Genomic DNA, 19,501 nt, shown 5'->3' with positions numbered 1-19,501 from the left:
ATTTTCCTTATTTAACATTTCCGGAGATTACGCCCTGTACACACTAATGCCGTTATTTTTGCCTTTGTGGGCAATGGTATTTTACGGCGGTGTATTATGCCATTCCGCGCGTTTGCTGAAAAGCCCGATGTGGAGCAATGCTTTGGGGCGTTTGCACTTTTGGGGCTGGCAACTGATTATTGTATCTCCGGCGGTAACGCTGCTGGCGGGTTTTACGACCGGGCAAAGAATACGCCGAATTAGAATACCATTGACCTTTGCCATTACATTGATTTGGGTGGTGTTCGGTACACATGTTTGAACCATCCTCACCCGCCGCGAGCGGCATTTATATGTGGCGATATGGTTTTTATCGCTTCGTGGGTGACAGTGGCGATGTTGCACATTGTAAATTCTATGGAAATGCCGTATCCTTCTTAAAAAAGCTACCCCATGTATGCAGGCGTGCAAGACGCTTTGGCAGTGGTGGTACGGACATAATGCGGGGGCGTTTCTTCTTAACCACACCATATTTGGGTTTGATGTATTACTTTTGCCCAAAGCCGCCGACCGCCCTGTATATTCCTACCGCTTGAGTATCGTGCACTTTTGGAGTTTGATATTTCTGTATATATGGGTGTCCGCACCATTTGCTCTATACCGCCTTACCCGATTGGGCACAATCATTGGGCACTACCTTTTCAATTATGTTGTTGTTGCCAAGTTGGGGTGGTATGCTCAATGGGTTGTTCACTTTGCGCGGTGCGTGGGATAAAGTGCGCGAAGACCCTGTATTGAAATTTTTTGTAGTAGCCGTTACTGCTTATGGTATGAGTACTTTTGAAGGTCCTATGTTATCGCTGAAAAACGTAAATGCCATTTCGCATTACAGCGACTGGACAGTGGCACACGTACACATTGGTGCCTTGGGTTGGAACGGATTTTGACTTTTGGTATGATGTATTGGCTCATTCCGAGATTATACCGCACCCAGTTATACTCCAAATCGTTGGCTTCTACGCATTTCTGGATGGGTACTTTGGGTATTTTGCTCTATGCTATTCCGATGTATTGAGTGCGTTCCGCACCTATTTTATGATGAAAGCCTTTACGCCTACCGGTCAGTTGCAATATCAGTTTATGGACGTAGTACAAACCATCATACCTTTTTATGTTATCAGAGGTATTGGCGGTACTATTTATTTAATAGGCGTATTTATCATGATTTATAATTTGATAAAAACTGCAAACTCAGGTGTTTTTGTTGCCGAAGAGGAGGCAGAAGCTCCTGCTTTACCCAAAGCCTACACGGTTCCTGCCTCTTTGCACTGGCACAGTTTCATTGAGCGCAGATCGCTCTTATTGTTGGTGATGAGTTTGATAGTAGTGGGTATTGGCGGTTTGGTGGAATTAATACCTACATTTTGGTAAAAGAAAATATACCGACCATTACCTCCGTAAAACCCTACACACCGTTGGAATTGCAAGGCAGAGACATTTATTTGCGTGAAGGCTGCTACAATTGCCACTCTCAAATGATACGCCCTTTCCGCTACGAAGTAGAACGTTACGGCGAATATTCCAAAGCGGGCGAATTTGTTTACGACCACCCGTTTCAGTGGGGCAGCAAACGCACGTGACCGACGGCGCGTATCGGCGGAAAATACGGCGATGCTTGGCACTTCAACCACATGTTGGAGCCGAGTTCAATGGCTCCGGTTCTATTATGCCGTCTTATCCGTCATTATTCTGAAAATAGCATAGATAAAGGCAGCACCAACTCCAAAATACATGCGATGCGCAAATTGGGCGTACCTTATTCCGAAGGTTACGAAGCCATTGCCAACAATGATTTGGACAAACAAGCCGAAACTATTGCAAAGGGTTTGAAAGAAAATTCTATTGATATTGCGAGCGACAAAGAAATTATAGCTTTGATAGCGTATTTGCAACGACTCGGGAAAGATATTAAACTTGAAAATCAACCTTTACAAGCTCAAAAATAAAAAAACAATAAGGTATGAAACTCTCAACGTATCTCACCCAAATTAATGGAGTAAGCATTTATCCCATTATTTCGCTATTGATTTTTGTCATTTTTTTTGTACTGGTAAGCCTTTGGGTATATAGCACCAGCGACCAGGAAATATCAAAAAATGAAAGATTACCTTTAGATTAATTTTCCTTTTTAATCATTATTTTTATGAAAGCATATAATAATAAAAAATATAAATGGCGTTTTTTGCTGTTGGCACTTTGGAGTCATTCCGTGCTGGTGGCACAAACTACTGCCGAAGCAACAACTGCGGCAAATGCTGCTGCAGGTGCTTCTTCTTCGTATTTTCTCAACTTTTTCTTATTGTTTGTAGCTTTTGTATTGCTCATTCCAATATATATGTTGAGCGAAACTTTCATGATGGCAGTGCGTATGTTGGCACGCAAACATAATAAAACATTAGGTTTGTTATTGCTGTTGGGTTTATCGGCACAAAGTTTAATGGCGCAAGATGCCACCACAGCGGCGGCGACTTCAGGCGGAGGTTTTTCCAACACTACGCTCAGTTATTTTTTGGGATTGGTGATTTTGGTAGAAATACTCCTGATTTGTTATTTAGGATACGAAACATCACGCACTCTTCATTTAGCCGCCCGCGAAGAAGGTTATGCCACCGAAAAAGAAAGTTGGTGGGAAAAAAATATGGAACAGTATGAATCGCTTCCAGCCGCTTTCGGAAGAGGCAAAATTAGATGCAGGGCACAATTACGATGGTATCCGCGAGTTGAACAACATCACGCCACCTTTGGTTTACGGCGGCATTCATAGGCACTATTATTTTGCGGGTATTTACATGTGGCGTTATCATATTGCCGAAACAGCACCACTGCCCCTCAAAGAATACGAATTAGAAATGATAGCCGCCCATCAGGAGCGCGAAGCATTATTGAAATCGCAGGGCAGCAATGTAGATGAAAATTCGGTAAAAATGTTGGCTGATGCCGATATTAGCGAAGGTCAAAGCCTGTTTGTGCGCAATTGTGCGCCTTGCCACGAAGCCCACGGCGGCAGTAAAAAGGCGGTGTGGGACCCAACCTCACCGATGATTATTGGTTGCACGACGGTTCTTTGTCGGGAGTATTTAAATCTGTCAAATACGGCTGGCTGATAAGGGTATGATTGCTTGGGAAAAAAAGTTTCACACCGCATCAAATTGCACAGATTTCCAGTTTTATAAAATCCATTCACGGCACTAACCCCGAAGGAGCAAAAGAACCGCAAGGCGAATTGTTGAAAGAAGCTGCTGCTGCCCCTGCCGACAGCACCCAAGCAGCCCCCGCCGCCGCCGATACTACCGCCGGTACTGCCAGTGTAGAAAAGAATCCGCAATAATAATGAGCAATTTACTGTTTGAAATGTTGCTATATAGTAGCATTTCAAACAGTAAATTTTTTTTTAAAAATGTTTAATACTATATTTCAACACCTTTAAAAAAAGAAACCTTTTGCCATTCTGCTGTAAACAAAAACCAATCATAGCATTTATGCACAGCAGAAGTTTTTTGAAAAAAAATATTGGTTGTAATATCAATAATATATATAGCTATGATTGTTCAGCTTTTAGAGCCTCTCTCGTTTTTCTATAATAAGCTGAAAAAAATATTAAAAAACTAAACCCCTTCTGCACCCGTGAATCTCGATGATTTATTGCAAGCCGAAAGTTACCGCGACCGTATCAATACCGTAACCGAAAAAGGCAAACGGAATTGGATTTATGCACTCAAACCCTCCGGAAAATGGTATAATTATCGCAAAATATTAGCTTATTTATATTTGGCGGTATTTTTTATCCTGCCTTTTATCAAAGTGAATGATTTGCCTTTTATGATGATAAACATACCGGAAAGCAAATTTATATTATTCAGTAAAATATTTTGGCCTCAAGACTTTTTCATTTTCGCCATTGCCACGATTACGTTTATTGTATTTATTGTATTATTTACAGTGGCTTTCGGGCGGTTGTTTTGCGGTGGGTATGTCCGCAAACGGTATTTATGGAATTTGTGTTTCGTCCTATTGAGTGGCTCATTGAAGGCACACCAAACCAACAGAGAAAACTCAATGAATCGCCTGGACAGCACAAAATTCGGCAAAAAAGCACTCAAACACTTCATATACCTGTTCATTTCGTTTCTTATTTCGCATACCTTTTTGTCGTATATTTTAGGTGTAGATACCATATTAAAATACATGCACGAGCCACTCAAAAACCATGTAGGTTTATTTGTAGGCTTAATAATATTTACTTTATTATTTTACGGCGTATTTGCATTTGTGCGCGAAATAGTATGCACTACCATTTGTCCTTACGGACGCTTACAGGGTGTAATGTTTGATAAAGACACCATGTTGGTGGCTTATGATTATGAACGCGGCGAGCCTCGCGGCAAATACAAAAAAAATGCAGAGCGCACCGAAGGCGATTGTGTCAATTGTTTTAAGTGTGTACAAGTATGCCCCACCGGTATCGACATCAGAAACGGCGTACAATTGGATTGTGTAGGCTGCACTGCCTGTATTGATGCGTGCAACGAAGTAATGGACGCACTCAAATTTCCGCGTGGACTGATCCGCTATGCCTCCGAAAACGAAATCAGCCGCAAAGAGCCTTTTCATTTCAACACGCGCATGAAAGCCTACACCGTATTGCTCAGTCTGCTACTGCTGTTGATGGGCGGTTTGGTGATGTCGCAAAACGAGGATATGTATGTGTCGCGCGTAAAAGGTCAGCTATATCAGGAAGTAGAAGGCGCAAAAATCAGCAATTTGTTTGAGGCAAAATTATCAACAAAATGCGCAAAAGATGCCAATAAAGCTGCAATTAGAAGGAGCTACGGAGAAATAAAAATAGTAGGCGAGCCGCAGCTGTTGCTGAAAGGCGAAGCTATCAATGAGTTTACTTTCTTTGTAGAAATTCCCAAAAACACACTTACCAAGCGCAGTTCGGACATAAAAATTGCGGTGTATCAAGGAGATACCAAAATACAAACCGTGAAGACCAAGTTTTTAGGTCCTTTCTTTAATACATTTTGTACTAAATTATTGCTGAAAGCATTTTTTGGAATAAAATACAGCTATTCAACCGATTAAATTCAATAAAAAAATATTGCTTGTTTGATATGAATTGGGGTTATAAAATCTTAATGGTGATTGTGCTGTTTATAGCAGCGATGGGAGTGATGATATACATTGCCTACCAGCAAAGCAATGAAATGATGGACAGCAACTATTATGAAAAAGAGATGAAATATCAACAATTAATAGATGCTGCCAATAATCTGAACCGCATTTCCACAGCCTCTCTATTACAACAAGATGCGCAAAACGTCAAAATTCAGTTGCCCTCCAACTTACACACACAATTTGAAGGCGGCACGGTGGAATTGATAAAATTAGACGACCAAAGCAAAGACGTACAACTTCCTCTGCAACCGGATACGGCAGGTTTTTTTTCTATAGAAAAAAACCGTTTGGTGGCGGGAAATTACAAAGTCCGTATTCAGTGGAATAATGGCAAGCAGCCTTATTACAAAGAACAAAGCATATTGATACAAAAATGAACGAAATAGCACTGTTGTTCGGAACTGGATTTTCTATTGGTATTTTGGGGAGTTTTCATTGTGTGGGTATGTGCGGTCCTTTGGCATTGGCATTGCCGGTGCACCAGTTGGATACCGCCCGAAAATCATTGGCTATCGGCTTATACAACATAGGCAGGGCAGTTTCTTATTCCATATTGGGCGGCATATTGGGAGCAGTGGGAATGAGTTTTTCGTTTTTCAAACTCCAGCAAGTGCTTTCAATAATTGCAGGTGTATTTGTTTTGGCGGTATTGTTGTCAGCCTATTTGGGTTCAAAAAATACGAACATTCCTTTAGTATCGCGCTACACACAATTTATCAAAAGTCGCCTGTCGGCATATTTAAAAAGCCGTACTTCACCTTTTTCGTATTTCGGAATAGGAGTAGTAAATGGTTTTTTGCCCTGTGGCTTGGTATATTTGGCATTGGCGGCGGCGGCGGCATCGGCACATTTTTACAGCGGCGCGTTGTTGATGTTTTCCTTCGGAATGGGTACGATGCCGATAATGGCGGCTACGATGATTTTCGGAAAATTTATTTCGCTGGGTTTGCGCCAAAAAATAAACAAGCTCACGCCGTATATGGTAGGTTTGGTAGCTGTTTTGTTGATATTACGCGGCTTAAATTTGGGTATTCCCTATATTTCTCCGGCATTGGAAAACCAGAAAATGAGTTGTTGTCATAAATAAAAATTCTCATTAATAAGCTCAGATAGCTATACGACCGTTTTTTGGGGTAAAAAAAACCGACACCACCGCCTAAAAAAGGCACAAAAGCGCAAAGCGATGTCAGGATTTGCCTGTTTTTGCACCTAATTTTCGGGTCAGAGGCGTTTTTGGGGTGTGCTGTGCTGCACTGCCCAAAAGTAGGCGGCTATGGGCGGTTTTTTCTCAAAAATCCCTTATTTATAAGGCAAATATTAATAACTCTTTATTATTGCAACTATTGTTGGAGGGGGTAGCCGAGGGGTAGGGGGGGGTACCTATGGGGGTACCCCCCTACCTCTGAACTCGGTTAACTTACTTCTGAACTCGGTTAACTTACTTCTGAACTCGGTTAACTTACTGAACTCGGTTAACTTACTTCTGAACTCGGTTAACTTACTTCTGAACTCGGTTAACTTACTTCTGAACTCGGTTAACTTACTTCTGAACTCGGTTAACTTACTTCTGAACTCGGTTAACTTACTTCTGAACTCGGTTAGCTTACTTCTGAACTCGGTTAGCTTACTTCTGAACTCGGTTAGCTTACTTCTGAACTCGGTTAGCTTACTTCTGAACTCGGTTAGCTTACTTCTGAACTCGGTTAGCTTACTTCTGAACTCGGTTAGCTTACTTCTGAACTCGGTTAGCTTACTTCTGAACTCGGTTAACTTACTTCTGAACTCGGTTAGCTTACTTCTGAACTCGGTTAGCTTACTTCTGAACTCGGTTAGCTTACTTCTGAACTCGGTTAGCTTACTTCTGAACTCGGTTAGCTTACTTCTGAACTCGGTTAGCTTACTTCTGAACTCGGTTAGCTTACTTCTGAACTCCGCTAACTCACTTCTGAACTCGGTTAGCTTACTGCTTTTTAACTTTGACAAATTTTTGAACTTTGTCAAAGTGGTGGGCAACAAAAAAATCCCTCGTGTTTGATACACGAGGGATTTTTTATTAAAAAATGTAAAGAAACAAGAAGATTTATTTTTTATCTTCTTTTTTATCATTGCTGCCGCGCATCAATTTCATTTCTTTTATCAAATTGGTAGCACCTGCATATTTGTCAATTACAAACAATACATAGCGGATATCCACCGAAATAGTGCGTTGGAAATTGGGTTCAAAAGCAATATCGCCGCTCATAGCTTCCCAGTTGCCGTCGAAGGCGATACCGATGAGTTCGCCTTTGTTGTTCATCACGGCACTTCCTGAATTTCCGCCGGTGATGTCGGTATTGGATAAGAAATTGACGTGCAAAGAGCCGTCTTTATCTGCATATTGTCCAAAATCTTTTTTACGGATTAATTCGTTCAATTTAGCAGGAACGATAAATTCGGGGTTAGTGGGGTCTTCTTTTTCCAAAATACCATCGGCGGTAGTGAAATAATTATAGAAAGTAGCATCTTGAGGTTTGTAGCTCAACACCTGCCCGTAGGTGAGGCGCATAGTAGAGTTGGCGTTGGGATAATATTTTTTGTCGGGGTTCATTTCGCGCACACCTGCCACATACAAGCGATTGCCCTGCGAAAGTTTTTCAAAAGCCGCTTTGCGCGAGGGTGCTACTTTTTGGCGATAGTTGGTAAAAATATCGTTGAAAGCCGCATAAGCGGGGTCAGCTTTGAGGGCTTTGAGGGTAGGTTTTTTCAAAAATGCTTCCAATTTGGTGGGGTCGCTCATAAAAGAACGGTTGAACATATCTTTTACATAAGCGCGATAATCTCCTTTAAATTTGCCGTTGGCGGTTTTGAGTACGGCAGGCATATCATCTTGAGACACACCCTGTGCATACAAAGTGATGAGTTCGCCGGTAATATCTTGGTCGGTGGCGCGGTCGTAGTCTTTATAATAAGCGGCAGCCGTTTGACGAATTTGCTCAACGGCAGCGTCCAAATCTGCTTTAGGAGTAGATTTCATCATGAGCAGCGGCTCTAAGGCGGAGAAATTATAAGCGAAGCCCATAATTTCAGAACCGAAAATAGCTTCGTTCAAATACACATTGTGCAAAGCACTGCGGTCGAGTTCTTCGTAGGCTTGCTGCACGAGTTCTAAGGCTTCGCCGTATTTCTTTTTGCGGTCGCGGTCGGCATTTACCCATTTTTTGAAAGCATCTTCTTCCTGTTTTTTCTTATCAGCCACATCTAAGCGTTTCAATCCACGCGTTTGTCCGATAAAATATTTCCAGTAATTGCTGATAGAGGCATATTTAGAGGCATATTTAATTTCTATAGCTTTGTCGGAATCCATGTGTTCTTTCATCGTTTCGAGCAATTTGCCGCGAATTTTCACACGGGTCGGGTTGGTTTTTTCAATTGCGAGATTTACGCCGTTGGAAGTGAGGTAGCGGTCGGTAGTTCCCGGAAATCCCATAATCATGGCATAATCTTTTTCCTGCACACCATCTAAAGAAACGGGCAAGAAATGTTTGGGTTTGTAAGGCACATTGTCGGCAGCATAGTCGGCGGGTTTGTTGTCTTTGTCGGCATAGATGCGCAAAACAGAGAAATCGCCGGTATGACGCGTCCACATCCAGTTGTCGGTATCGCCACCGTATTTTCCGATAGAAGAAGGGGGCGCACCCACCAATCGCACATCGCGGAAGGTTTCGTAGATGAACATATAATATTCGTTGCCCTCAAAAACGACTTCACTTTAATTTCGTAGTTGGCGTTTTCTTTTTGAGTTTCTTCAATAATGGCATTTTGTTCGGCAGCCACAATAGCATCGCGCTCTTCTGCTTTTCCTTTTTCAATGGCGGCTTTCATGCGCGGCGTTACATCTTCCATACGCACCAAAATAGAAGCCGTGAGTCCGGGGTTGGCCAATTCTTCGGTTTTTTTCATTGCCCAAAAACCATCGGTGAGGTAGTCGTGCTCCACGCTGGAGTGGCTCTGAATGAGGTCGTAGGCGCAGTGGTGGTTGGTGAGCAACAGACCTTCGGGCGATACTAACTCCGAAGAGCAAAATCCGCCGCCAAGCATCACGATAGCATCTTTGAGGCTGCTGTGATTAATGCTGTAAATTTCTTCGGCGGTGAGTTGCAAGCCCAATTTTTGCATATCGGTATAATTCAACCGTTCTACAAACATAGGCAGCCACATACCTTCGTCGGGTGGGGAGGCAAAAGCAGCAAGGCTCATACTGCATACTGTGAGCCAAGCCAACATTGTTCTTTTAATCATTGTTGTTATAAAAGTAAATGAGTTAAGAATAAAATATTCAACAAATGTGTTTTTGCAAAGATATTAAGTTATTAAAGAAACAAGGGTGTTCTGATGTTAAAAGTTGTCAATAAATACACATAATAATATGAAATGATGATTTTGATAAAAAAAAGAACGCAAACCGACAAAAAAATGTTGATACTAAACTATATTCAAATTAACATTCTATCTTATTTATTATGGCACTTCTTATTATAGGCATTATATTTTTGATAATGTCTTTTGTTTTTATGTTTCAGGCAAATGCGCAATTGCAATCTGTCGCAAAAACATTGCGTTTGGTGAGCATAGCCGCTATCATAGTTGGCGCACTGTCATCTATGGTCATACAAATAGATGCAGGAATGGTAGGCGTAAAAAATTTATTTGGCAAAGTAAATGATAAAGTGCTGGAAAGCGGCTTGCACCTGATTAATCCGCTTACAAAAATCCACGAATTAGATGCCCGCACCCAAAACTACACCATGTCGGGCGTGCACGACGAGGGCGACCAATCGGGCGATGATGCCATTCGGGTATTGTCGTCAGATGGTTTGGAGGTTACGATAGACTTAACAGTGCTGTATCGTATTATTCCCACAGAAGCACCCAAAATTATCCGCGAAATCGGCAGAGAATATCAATCAGTCATTGTGCGCCCCATCACCCGCACCAAAATCCGCGACAATGCCGTTTATTATAATGCCGTAGATTTGTACTCCACCAAACGCGAAGAATTTCAGAATCGGATATTCAAAGATATTTCGGCGGAATTTAAAGCACGTGGCTTGGAATTGGAGGAGCTACTGGTGCGCAACATCAACTTACCCGAATCCGTAAAGCTCACCATTGAATCCAAAATAAATGCGGAGCAGGAAGCGCAAAAAATGGCATTTGTGTTGCAAAAAGAAAGGCAGGAAGCCGAGCGCAAACGTGTAGAAGCGCAAGGTATTACCGATTATCAAAAAATATTGAACAGCAGCCTGAGCGACCAGATGCTGCGCTACGAAACCATCAAAGCCTACCGCGAACTCGCCACTTCCAACAACGCCAAAGTAGTGATTATGGGCGATAACAAAACCCCGCTGATATTAGACGGCAAGTAAAAAAAACGAAACATTTGATCCTTTTTCTTTGAACAATTTTGTTTTCCACAAGCTATTTAATGATTTTGGGTATCATGATTTTTAAATTTATCTTGTCGAAAAAAAAGAAACATTGTTGGTGTATCTTTGTTGTTTAATTGTTTAGCCAGTACATTTATCACAAAAAATTATCTTTTTGGTCAATAAAATCAAACTTTAATTACTTTTTTGAAAGGCAGGTTTGAGTTTAAAATATCAAAAAATGGGTATATAAATTAAAATTTTATATCATTATGACAAATAATATATCTTCCGATACTCAAACACTCAGTGGCACGGAATGTCCCGTTCGCCTCACAGAAGGAGCAGTAAAAGAAATCAAATTTTTGATACACGATAAAGAAATTCCCGCCCATCAGGGCTTGCGCCTCGGCGTAAAAGGCGGCGGCTGTTCGGGGCTTTCTTATGTGCTGGGTTTTGATGAAAAAAATGAATTAGACGAGGAATATTTCATACACAACATTCGCATTTTCATCAACCGTGCTCACCTTTTGTACATCAGTGGCATGGAAGTAGATTTTCTGCACGGTCTTAACAATCGCGGATTTATTTTTAACAATCCCAATGCCACTTCTTCGTGCGGCTGCGGCTCTTCTTTCTCTGCATAAACAACAGCAACAATAACAACATTTCCATCAAAGTATCGTGCTGCTCCGTACTACGCTCTTTGCCGACCAACTCACACACCTTTCCGATGCCCGCTATTTTGCGGCTTCGGGTGCAGAGTTTTTGTGTTTTTGCTTTGATGAAGCCTCGCCGCATTGCATATCAACGGCGCAAGCCAAAGAACTGACCGCTTGGATTAGCGGCACACAAATAGTAGCTGATGGCGGCAACCTCCCGAAGACGCGCTCAACGATATATGTTTTGAAATTGGTATTAGTGCCGTTGTAAGCAACAAAAATTTGCACCGCGACCTTTTGTTGCCACAAATTCAAACGATTTTTCGGCGTATTTCGGTGCACAGCGTTCCTGAAGCTATCCACCAGATAAGCGCACTCGGCACACAACCCGATATATATATCATGAGATGTTGATACTGGATTTTGGACACATCAATCTATCAGCCGAAGAGTTGGAGGCATTGCAGGCACTCCGTTTTGCAGGAGAAAAGCTGTTTTTGAAAATGAATTTTACCACCGATTCCTTACAAAAAACGCTACACACCTTACCTTTTTTAAAGGGACTGTTGTTGAGTGGCGATGATGAAATATCATTGGGCTTGCGCAATTTTTCGCAGGTAGCCGATTTGGTTGAAATGCTGGAAGGGTGAAAAATATTTTTCCTTCACTTTTTTTCTATAAACAACCGTGCGCCCGCCATCAACCGGGCAAATTGATGCCATTGATATAGGCTGCCGCCGACTTGCCAAAAACGCCACCGCCGCCGCCACCTCTGCTGCTTCGCCAAAACGCCCCGCCGGCACACTTGAGAGCATTGCCTTTGTAATTTGTTGTGTGCTTTCACCTGCTTTTGCGGCGTTGGCTTCGATGAGGCTGTGCAGCCGCGCCGTTGCCGTAAATCCTGGCAGCACATTATTCACCGTTATTCCAAAGGCAGCTACTTCATTTGCCCAAGTTTTTGCCCAACTCGCCATAGCTCCGCGTGTGGTATTAGAAACGCCCAATCCCGATATGGGAATTTTAACAGAAGTTGAAATAATATTAATAATACGACCATATTGTGCCGCTTTCATAGCGGGCAAAAGCGTTTGCGCCAATAAATGACTACACAAAATATGCTGTTGATACGCCGCCAAAAATTCTTCGGTGGCAGCATTGGTGATAGCTCCGCCTTTCGGACCGCCGCTATTGTTGATAAGTATCTGAAAAGATAAATCGGGATACTGTTGTATATATCGTGCTGCTGTTTGCTGCACCGTTTGCGGCTCGCTGAAATCGGCTGTCAAAAAATCGTGCGCCTGCCCAAAAGGTCGCGGCAACTGCGCTGCTGCTTGCTCCAATCGCGCTGCATCGCGGGCAAAAAGCGTAATACGCGCGCCAAAATTTGCCAATTCTACCGCACTTGCCCACCCAATACCCTGACTTCCGCCGCATACCAAAGCATTTTTCCTTGCAAAGAAAGATTCATAAAAAAATAAGGAGCTTTTTAAAATAAAAAGATGATTTTTTCGGAAAAAACTAACGTCTTTTTCCGAAAAACATACCCATCAAGCCGCGCGTTACTTCGCGCACCAAAGAAGTACCCACCTGCTTTACCATACGATTTTTAGACAAAGTATCAAAAAACGAAGGCTCTTCTTTGGGCACAGGTGCTGCTTTTTGAACAGTGCGGGTAGTGTCGGCTTTTTCGGCAACAGGCGGCACGGTGGTTTGTATTTTTTGGTTTAATATTTCGTAAGCACTGTGGCGGTCGATGACTTCGTTGTAGGTAGCCGCCAACTGCGAGCGTGCTATGAGTTGGCTCATTTCCGCATCATTGAGTATGTCCATACGCGTACCCGGTGCACACAGCAGCGTGCGTGCCAGCGGGGTGGGGCGACCTTTTTCGTCCAATACCGTCACAGCGGCTTCGCCGATACCCAAAGAAGTCAATAGCTCATCAACCTGATAAAAATCCGACAAAGGATAATTTTCGGCGGTGAGTTTTATCATTTTGCGGTCTTTGGCGGTAAAAGCACGCAAAGCGTGTTGAATTTTCATACCCAACTGGCTCAACACCGCATCAGGAATATCACTCGGATTTTGGGTGCAGAAGAAAATGCCCACACCTTTGGAACGAATCAGTTTGATGATAGTTTCTATTTGGTCGAGCAACGCTTTAGAGGCTTCGTTGAAAATCAGATGAGCCTCATCAATAAAAAACACCAATTTGGGTTTTTCGGCATCGCCAACTTCGGGAAAAGTGGCATAAATTTCTGTCAGCAAACTCAACATAAATGTAGAAAACAATTTCGGGCGGTCTTGCAAATCCATCAGTCGCACCACCGAAATCAATCCTTTGCCATCACGAATATCCATTAAATCGCGCGGGTCAAAAGAGCGTTCTCCGAAAAACACATCAGCTCCCTGCTGCTCCAATTCTATCACCTTGCGCAAAATAGTACCCGTAGAAGCCTCCGAAACAGCCCCATAATCGGCTTCTATTTCATCTTTTCCTTCTTTGGTGATGTATTGGAGCACTTTTTTAAAATCTTTTAAATCCAGCAAAGGAAAATTGCAGTCATCGCACCATTTAAAAATAACGGAAACGATACCGCTTTGTACTTCATTGAGGTCGAGAATTTTGGAAAAAAGCACTGGTCCAAATTCGCTGACGGTAGCACGAAGGCGCACACCCTTTCTTTGATAGTGAGAGCATCTCTACGGGCAAATAGTGCGGCTCCCAAGCTATGCCTACTTTTTCGTGTCGTTCATCTATTTTAGGATTGCAGTCACCGGCTTCGGCAATTCCGCTCAAGTCGCCCTTGATGTCCATCAAAAACACCGAAATTCCTTTATTGGATAAAGATTCGGCAATGCCCTGAATCGTTTTTGTTTTACCTGTTCCGGTAGCACCTGCTATCAAGCCGTGGCGGTTGAGCGTGCGCAAAGGAGCTTTTACGAGCAAGTTTTTCACGATATGTTGTTCATCAAGCATAGCAGCACCGAGCACAAAACTGTCGCCTTTGGTTGTGTATCCGTTGGCAATAACTTCCGTAAATTTATCTATATTGCTCATAATTATCTGAGGTTATAGTTGTGTTTTTTTATAAAAAATAATAGTTCTTTTAGCACTCTTTTTTAATAAAGATGCAGCAAAAATAGTTCAGAAAGTTGGAATTTTTTGTATGGCAAACGCACCTTAGCCCATTTTTATGGGCGCAAAGGTTTGTAGCCGAGGCTTGCAATATCTGTTGTCCGTCTTTCATTTGTATCAGAGCCTCCAAAGAGAGTTCGGATTTTTTTTCATATAGCTGTCCACAATACGCCAACCTATCCACGAGCCTATATTTCCGGGAGATTCTGGGGCATACCGAACTGGTCGGAGCTTCGTGTACATATTTATCTACTTTTCGGCTTTCGGTTTCGTAGAGCAAGTTATTTTCTAAAAAAAACGTCCAGATATTAAATTCTTCGCGCTCGCACCATTGCATTTGGTCGGCGGTATATGTCATTTTGATACTGTCGGGGGTGGCGGCAGCAGTTTATCGGCAATGTAGAGCATTTTACCGTTTCGCACCATTTTATCAATCAGACGGAGTTGCCGCCCTTCGTCACTCATCATATTCATTACCCACGCTTTGATGCTGTTAGAAACAAGATAGCGCGGCTCGTAAAAATCAGAAAGATATTTCGGAATACCCACTAAGGAGTACACTGGATAATTTTTTTCCCAAATACATATCCAAGCTAACGCCCAAAGCGGTGGTATCGTAGGTAAAAGCAGCTACTTTAAATGCCGAAATGCAAGTATAAATATCGGGTATGCGGCGGTTGGGGAAATAATATTTATAATAGTGAAAGGCTTGTTCAAAATCTTTTTCGGAAAACCTGCTTCTTTAAAATGCGTTTGCACACTATCATACACACCGCGCATATCGCTGTTGTTGATGAATGCCGACAATTCTTTGGCAGTATTTGGAAGATTTTGGCTGCTGTCGGCAGTGTTCCACAAGCCGAGTTGCATCAGTTCTTGCACATAAAAAGGAAAAAAATCGGGGTATTGCACTGCTAATTTTTGAGTAGAAGGCAGCAGTTGCGTAGTATCTAATTGAAAAATGGCTTGGTCAAAACGATGGAGGGCTACATCGGCTTGTAGTGGAGGATAACATCAGGCGGCGGAATTTTTTTTCATTTTTTACAAGAAATAAAAAAATAAAGTGACCATAATACATAGCCATTGTCTATACGACAGAATTGAGGAGCGTAGGATATACCGATGGTGATGAATAAGTTTTTGCTATAATAGGAACTTTTTTTGGTAACTTTACCATTTGACATTCAAAATTAAAAAACAAATTATTAACGAAATATCATAAGTGAAAAATTTTTTTTGTTCTTTGTCATTATTGCTTTTGTGCAGTCAGTAAGTGCTCAGATTGAAGGTTTCCGCTTCGGTTTGCATATAGATCCGAATGTGGCGTGGTTCAGAGCCAACGTAGATGGTATTGAAACTTCTTCAAAAATGGGTTTCGGCTATGGATTAATGATAGATTATTTTTTTGCCGACCGTTATGCAGTTTCTACCGGAATGAATCACATGTTTGTAGGAGGTTCTTATAAATATGAAACAGACAGCACGGAGCGCAAAGTAAATATGCAATATCTTGAATTTCCGGCGTTGTTGAAGTTCCGTACCAATGAAATGGGTAATAACCTTACATTTTTTGGACAAATGGGCTTAACGCCAGGTATCAAAGTAAGTTCAAAAGAGGATAAGGTAAAATCTAAAGATTATAACCCTATCAACTTATCGTTGAGTTTGGGTGGCGGTGCCGAATATGCTATTGATGAAAGCATATCTTTATTTGCCGCTTTGTTTTTGATAATGGATTTACGGGGCGTTGTGAAGAACGTCCCTAACGATGGCAAAATTTCTCAAAGTAAAATAGGTTTGCGTTTGGGAGTTTTGTTTTAGTATATTTACTGTTTTATAAACAATTAGTTTTTTTAAACGAGAGGGTGAATAAACGAGCGTCTTGGGATTTTATTCCAAACGCTCGTTTCTCTTTTATCCATACAGTAGAAAGAGATATAAGGTTATAAAATCTTATATCTCTTTTTATTTTATAAACTCACCATTTTTTCAGGGACTACAATTTCATCAAATTTTTCCCCTGAGAGCAATCCTAATTCTATGGCTACTTCGCAGCAAGGTTTTATTTTGAGCGTGGGCAGTTTTGGCAATTTTAGCTGCATTATCATAGCCGATATGTGTGTTGAGTGCGGTTACGAGCATCAATGAATTTTCTACATGTTTTTTTATCATCATTTCATTAGGTTCGATACCGATGGCGCAGTGTTCATTAAAAGAGTCGCAGGCATCGCCCAACAAACGCGCCGACTGCAAAAATTAGAAATAATCAAAGGCTTAAACACATTGAGTTCAAAATGTCCAGTGCAGCCGCCGATATTAACAGCCACGTCATTTCCCAACACCTGAGCGCACACCATGGTCATGGCTTCGCTTTGGGTGGGGTTCACTTTGCCGGGCATAATAGAAGATCCGGGTTCATTTTCGGGGATTAGGATTTCGCCGATGCCACTGCGCGGACCTGATGAAAGCATACGCACATCATTTCCTATTTTCATCAAAGCACTGCTAAGGTTTTAGTGCGCCATGTGCTTCTACCAAAGCATCGTGTGAGCGAGTGCTTCAAATTTGTTTTCTGCCGTTACAAAAGGCAAGCCGCTCAACGCTGCAATTTTGCAGCTACTGCCGTAGCATATCCTTTTGGAGTATTGATGCCTGTACCTACTGCCGTTCCGCCCAATGCCAACTCCGACAAATGCGGCAGGGTGTGTCGTATGGCACGCAGGGCGTGGTTTAATTGCGACACATAGCCCGAAAACTCCTGCCCCAAAGTAAGCGGTGTAGCGTCCATAAAGTGTGTGCGGCCGATTTTCACCACATTCATAAAACGCTCCGATTTTTCGCGTAGCGTATCGTGCAACTTTTCTACCTGCGGAATGGTATGTTCTACCAAAATTTTGTAGGCGGCTATATGCATGGCAGTAGGAAAAGTATCGTTAGACGATTGTGATTTATTTACATCATCGTTGGGGTGCAGCATTTTTTTTTCATCATTGAGGCTACCACCCTGCAACACTTGCTCGCGATTGGCAATTACCTCATTTACATTCATATTGCTTTGAGTGCCGGAGCTGGCTTGCCATATTACTAAAGGAAATTGTTATCTAATTTCCTGCTGCAATTTCATCGCATACTTTGGCGATAAGGTTAGCTTTTTCTTTAGAAAATTCGTCAGTTCGGCATTAACCAAAGCGGCAGCTTTTTTCAAATGGCAAAGGCGGGATAATTTCGATGGCACAAGCACGCTCGCCGCCGATACGGAAGTTTTCGGTAGAACGCTGCGTTTGAGCCGCCCAATATCGCTCGGCGGGTACATCAATAGTAGCCCATGATGTCTTTTTTCTTTCTTACATTCATATATTTTACTATAATTAAAATGGTATAATTGAAGTGTAAAGGTACGAAAAAAAAACACCTTGACACCACACTAAATGCTTTTAAGAAGTAGCTTTTATAAAAACAAGTATGAGCAGTAGCTTTTTATGATTTAAGTGATGGATACGAAAACGTTTTTTTTACTTTTTTGTTACACTTTGCAGTTTAATCACCCTTTTTTTTTTTTAAAATATATGAATCGTTCTCCGTCTTTCAGCTACCATTCTCATTGCCCTTGTAATGGTAGGTTTTAGTTTGTGCCGCTATTATTCCAACTCGCAAACAAACCCCATCACTGGCGAAACTTCAATACATTAGTATCAATACTGAACAGGAAATTGCTTTGGGATTGCAAAGTGCACCCGCTAAGGCACAGCAGCACGGCGGTTTGTATCCCGACGAAAATTGCAAACATTGGTGGATAATGTGGGAAATAAACTGGTTGCAAAGCAGCGAAGCCAAAACACACCTTATGAATTTAGTTTTCATTTGTTGGCAGATGACCAAACCAAACGCTTTTGCTTTACCCGGTATGGTCCTGTTTTTATTACTCATGCTGCTGTCGCGGTTAAAAAATGAAGACCCAACTTGACGGTGACTAGTCGCGTGAACAAGGTGTGGTGGCTCGTCATTCGGCGTCACGCATCGCCAACAAGAACTCACACAAGGCATTACGGGAGCAGTAGTAATGGCCACTTATGACCCGAACAACCCCCAACAGCCAACAAACAGCGCAGATGGTACAGATGATTGGCAACGTAGTAAATATGAAATATGGCAGAGAAGATGAATTACAATCGGACGAATTTGGGCGTAAAATTTATGATAGAGAAGTGTGGATATAATCCTGAAGAAATGATTTGAGTAATGGAAATTTTAACGAGGGTTCCTCTGGGGCAGAGAACAATCGGAGTTTTTCAGCACGCACCCCAATCCTGAAAAATCGTATGGAAAAAATCCGCGAAGCTATCCAAAATACAGCAATTTAAAAAAGTCATAAATTCCTATTTTTCTTTATCTTTTGTTACGGATACATTTTATTGTATCAGTTACAGTATTTCTGGAGTTGTTGTTGATACTGCAGCATACCGTGCCAACCCTGCAAGCCGCCGCTATGTAACGGCAGCTATACGTGAGCCGGCAGGGTAAATACCTTTTGTATCAAATCATAAATGCCGTACATCATTTTGCGGTATAAACGGCATCTAACACAATGTGTTGTTAGATAAAAGCGGCGGATAAATTGCAGGAGTTCATCATTTAAGCGGCGTATTGGAGCCGCATATTGTGTGTGTAAAGTCCAGCGGCGATAATGATTCGGCTGCAATTGCCGTTCAATATCTTGGTATGTAACCTCGGCTTGGGTAAATGCCGAAATCCCAACACTATTGATTTTTTCTTCGCAAGCCGCTATCATTCCGGGCGAGCATAGTACTAGAGCTATGGTGCGGCGCACCAATAATCCATATTTTCTGCACCGCCAGCATCTATTATACTCGCGGCAGCCCTGCACACCGTATTCATTAGCTCCACCTTCGAATAAGGAAAATCGCCGAATTGTAGGTGCAAGGTCTGTATAAAATCGGCTTGCGTCGTTGGCGATATTGGCTGCGGCTCACAAAAATGTGTGCCAGGTGCCTTGTTCGGCAATACCTGCGGAGGGTAGGGCTGGGCGGCGGCATTTTCTTCGCCTCGTACTACGGCAATGG

At 42.2% G+C, this 19,501-nt stretch carries 17 protein-coding genes and 6 pseudogenes; 13 read left to right on the top strand and 10 right to left on the bottom strand.

Going from position 1 to position 19,501, the window contains the following annotated elements:
- Positions 1-18 precede the first annotated feature (18 nt).
- From ccoO to IPL35_04605, 7 genes and pseudogenes are all read left to right on the top strand, one after another.
- Positions 19-1,985: pseudogene (gene ccoO / locus IPL35_04635) on the top strand (cytochrome-c oxidase, cbb3-type subunit II).
- A 197-nt stretch (positions 1,986-2,182) separates the two neighbouring features.
- Positions 2,183-2,803: a hypothetical protein gene (locus tag IPL35_04630; GenBank protein ID MBK8442729.1), complete on the top strand. Its 621-nt coding sequence runs from the start codon at positions 2,183-2,185 to the stop codon at positions 2,801-2,803.
- Positions 2,688-3,143 carry a hypothetical protein gene (locus tag IPL35_04625; GenBank protein ID MBK8442728.1) on the top strand — a complete coding sequence of 152 codons (456 nt, stop codon included), beginning with the start codon at positions 2,688-2,690 and terminating at the stop codon, positions 3,141-3,143. Before IPL35_04630 ends, IPL35_04625 begins: the two co-directional genes overlap by 116 nt.
- A gap of 11 nt (positions 3,144-3,154) precedes the next feature.
- Entirely contained in the window at positions 3,155-3,367 is a 213-nt protein-coding gene (locus tag IPL35_04620) for a hypothetical protein (protein MBK8442727.1), read from the top strand.
- Positions 3,368-3,663: 296 nt separating this feature from the next.
- Positions 3,664-5,124, top strand: a pseudogene (ccoG, locus tag IPL35_04615) (cytochrome c oxidase accessory protein CcoG).
- Between the two features lie 29 nt (positions 5,125-5,153).
- The gene (locus IPL35_04610) at positions 5,154-5,594 is read left to right on the top strand and encodes a FixH family protein (GenBank protein MBK8442726.1); all 441 of its coding nucleotides are present in this window, start codon (positions 5,154-5,156) and stop codon (positions 5,592-5,594) included.
- On the top strand, positions 5,591-6,304 hold the full coding sequence (locus tag IPL35_04605; GenBank protein ID MBK8442725.1) for a sulfite exporter TauE/SafE family protein: 714 nt from the start codon (positions 5,591-5,593) through the stop codon (positions 6,302-6,304). Before IPL35_04610 ends, IPL35_04605 begins: the two co-directional genes overlap by 4 nt.
- A gap of 293 nt (positions 6,305-6,597) precedes the next feature.
- Here the strand turns inward: IPL35_04605 and IPL35_04600 are convergent, their stop codons facing one another.
- Together IPL35_04600 and IPL35_04595 are read right to left on the bottom strand one after the other, a co-directional pair.
- Positions 6,598-7,200, bottom strand: coding sequence for a hypothetical protein (locus IPL35_04600; protein ID MBK8442724.1), 603 nt, complete (start codon positions 7,198-7,200; stop codon positions 6,598-6,600).
- Between the two features lie 97 nt (positions 7,201-7,297).
- Positions 7,298-9,495 (bottom strand): annotated as a pseudogene (locus IPL35_04595) (S46 family peptidase).
- Positions 9,496-9,716: 221 nt separating this feature from the next.
- Between IPL35_04595 and IPL35_04590 the strand changes: the two are divergent.
- From IPL35_04590 to IPL35_04575, 4 genes are all read left to right on the top strand, one after another.
- Entirely contained in the window at positions 9,717-10,622 is a 906-nt protein-coding gene (locus tag IPL35_04590; GenBank protein MBK8442723.1) for a prohibitin family protein, read from the top strand.
- 272 nt (positions 10,623-10,894) lie between these two features.
- Positions 10,895-11,269: an iron-sulfur cluster assembly accessory protein gene (locus IPL35_04585; protein MBK8442722.1), complete on the top strand. Its 375-nt coding sequence runs from the start codon at positions 10,895-10,897 to the stop codon at positions 11,267-11,269.
- 37 nt (positions 11,270-11,306) lie between these two features.
- Positions 11,307-11,555, top strand: coding sequence for a hypothetical protein (locus IPL35_04580; GenBank protein MBK8442721.1), 249 nt, complete (start codon positions 11,307-11,309; stop codon positions 11,553-11,555).
- Between the two features lie 136 nt (positions 11,556-11,691).
- A complete protein-coding gene (locus tag IPL35_04575) occupies positions 11,692-11,934 on the top strand; it encodes a hypothetical protein (GenBank protein ID MBK8442720.1) in 243 nt (80 codons plus the stop codon).
- Here IPL35_04575 and IPL35_04570 read toward each other — a convergent pair.
- The 5 genes and pseudogenes from IPL35_04570 to IPL35_04550 form a co-directional block, all read right to left on the bottom strand.
- A complete protein-coding gene (locus IPL35_04570) occupies positions 11,875-12,777 on the bottom strand; it encodes an SDR family oxidoreductase (GenBank protein MBK8442719.1) in 903 nt (300 codons plus the stop codon). The genes IPL35_04575 and IPL35_04570 overlap by 60 nt on opposite strands.
- 25 nt (positions 12,778-12,802) lie before the next feature.
- Positions 12,803-14,342, bottom strand: a pseudogene (locus IPL35_04565) (DUF853 family protein).
- A 49-nt stretch (positions 14,343-14,391) separates the two neighbouring features.
- The gene (locus tag IPL35_04560) at positions 14,392-14,778 is read right to left on the bottom strand and encodes a hypothetical protein (GenBank protein ID MBK8442718.1); all 387 of its coding nucleotides are present in this window, start codon (positions 14,776-14,778) and stop codon (positions 14,392-14,394) included.
- Entirely contained in the window at positions 14,775-14,981 is a 207-nt protein-coding gene (locus IPL35_04555) for a hypothetical protein (protein MBK8442717.1), read from the bottom strand. Before IPL35_04555 ends, IPL35_04560 begins: the two co-directional genes overlap by 4 nt.
- A gap of 69 nt (positions 14,982-15,050) precedes the next feature.
- Positions 15,051-15,332, bottom strand: a complete 282-nt coding sequence (locus IPL35_04550) for a hypothetical protein (GenBank protein ID MBK8442716.1) — start codon at positions 15,330-15,332, stop codon at positions 15,051-15,053.
- 324 nt (positions 15,333-15,656) lie between these two features.
- On the opposite strand from IPL35_04550, the gene IPL35_04545 reads away from it, so the two are divergent.
- Positions 15,657-16,241 carry a PorT family protein gene (locus tag IPL35_04545; GenBank protein MBK8442715.1) on the top strand — a complete coding sequence of 195 codons (585 nt, stop codon included), beginning with the start codon at positions 15,657-15,659 and terminating at the stop codon, positions 16,239-16,241.
- A gap of 149 nt (positions 16,242-16,390) precedes the next feature.
- On the opposite strand, the pseudogene IPL35_04540 reads toward IPL35_04545, so the two are convergent.
- Positions 16,391-17,737, bottom strand: a pseudogene (locus tag IPL35_04540) (class II fumarate hydratase).
- Between the two features lie 295 nt (positions 17,738-18,032).
- Between IPL35_04540 and IPL35_04535 the strand changes: the two are divergent.
- Positions 18,033-18,792 (top strand): annotated as a pseudogene (locus tag IPL35_04535) (M48 family metalloprotease).
- Between the two features lie 126 nt (positions 18,793-18,918).
- Here the strand turns inward: IPL35_04535 and IPL35_04530 are convergent.
- Positions 18,919-19,248: a hypothetical protein gene (locus IPL35_04530; protein ID MBK8442714.1), complete on the bottom strand. Its 330-nt coding sequence runs from the start codon at positions 19,246-19,248 to the stop codon at positions 18,919-18,921.
- Positions 19,233-19,501, bottom strand: a 269-nt coding sequence (locus IPL35_04525) for a hypothetical protein (protein ID MBK8442713.1), incomplete at its 5' end; no start/stop codon positions are given. The genes IPL35_04530 and IPL35_04525, both read right to left, overlap by 16 nt.

It is taken from the genome of Sphingobacteriales bacterium (assembly GCA_016711285.1).
Lineage (GTDB): Bacteria > Bacteroidota > Bacteroidia > Chitinophagales > UBA2359 > JADJTG01.
The sequence above is the reverse complement of the archived record's forward strand: the minus strand, read 5'-3'. Positions and strand labels throughout refer to the sequence as shown.

Excerpts from the sequence above, each read along its gene's own strand:
- IPL35_04630 (MBK8442729.1), top strand. The coding sequence starts at position 2,183 with ATGAAAGCATATAATAATAAAAAATATAAATGGCGTTTTTTGCTGTTG.
- IPL35_04625 (MBK8442728.1), top strand. The coding sequence starts at position 2,688 with ATGAATCGCTTCCAGCCGCTTTCGGAAGAGGCAAAATTAGATGCAGGG.
- IPL35_04610 (MBK8442726.1), top strand. The coding sequence starts at position 5,154 with ATGAATTGGGGTTATAAAATCTTAATGGTGATTGTGCTGTTTATAGCA.
- IPL35_04605 (MBK8442725.1), top strand. The coding sequence starts at position 5,591 with ATGAACGAAATAGCACTGTTGTTCGGAACTGGATTTTCTATTGGTATT.
- IPL35_04590 (MBK8442723.1), top strand. The coding sequence starts at position 9,717 with ATGGCACTTCTTATTATAGGCATTATATTTTTGATAATGTCTTTTGTT.
- IPL35_04585 (MBK8442722.1), top strand. The coding sequence starts at position 10,895 with ATGACAAATAATATATCTTCCGATACTCAAACACTCAGTGGCACGGAA.
- IPL35_04575 (MBK8442720.1), top strand. The coding sequence starts at position 11,692 with ATGTTGATACTGGATTTTGGACACATCAATCTATCAGCCGAAGAGTTG.
- IPL35_04560 (MBK8442718.1), bottom strand. The coding sequence starts at position 14,778 with ATGACATATACCGCCGACCAAATGCAATGGTGCGAGCGCGAAGAATTT.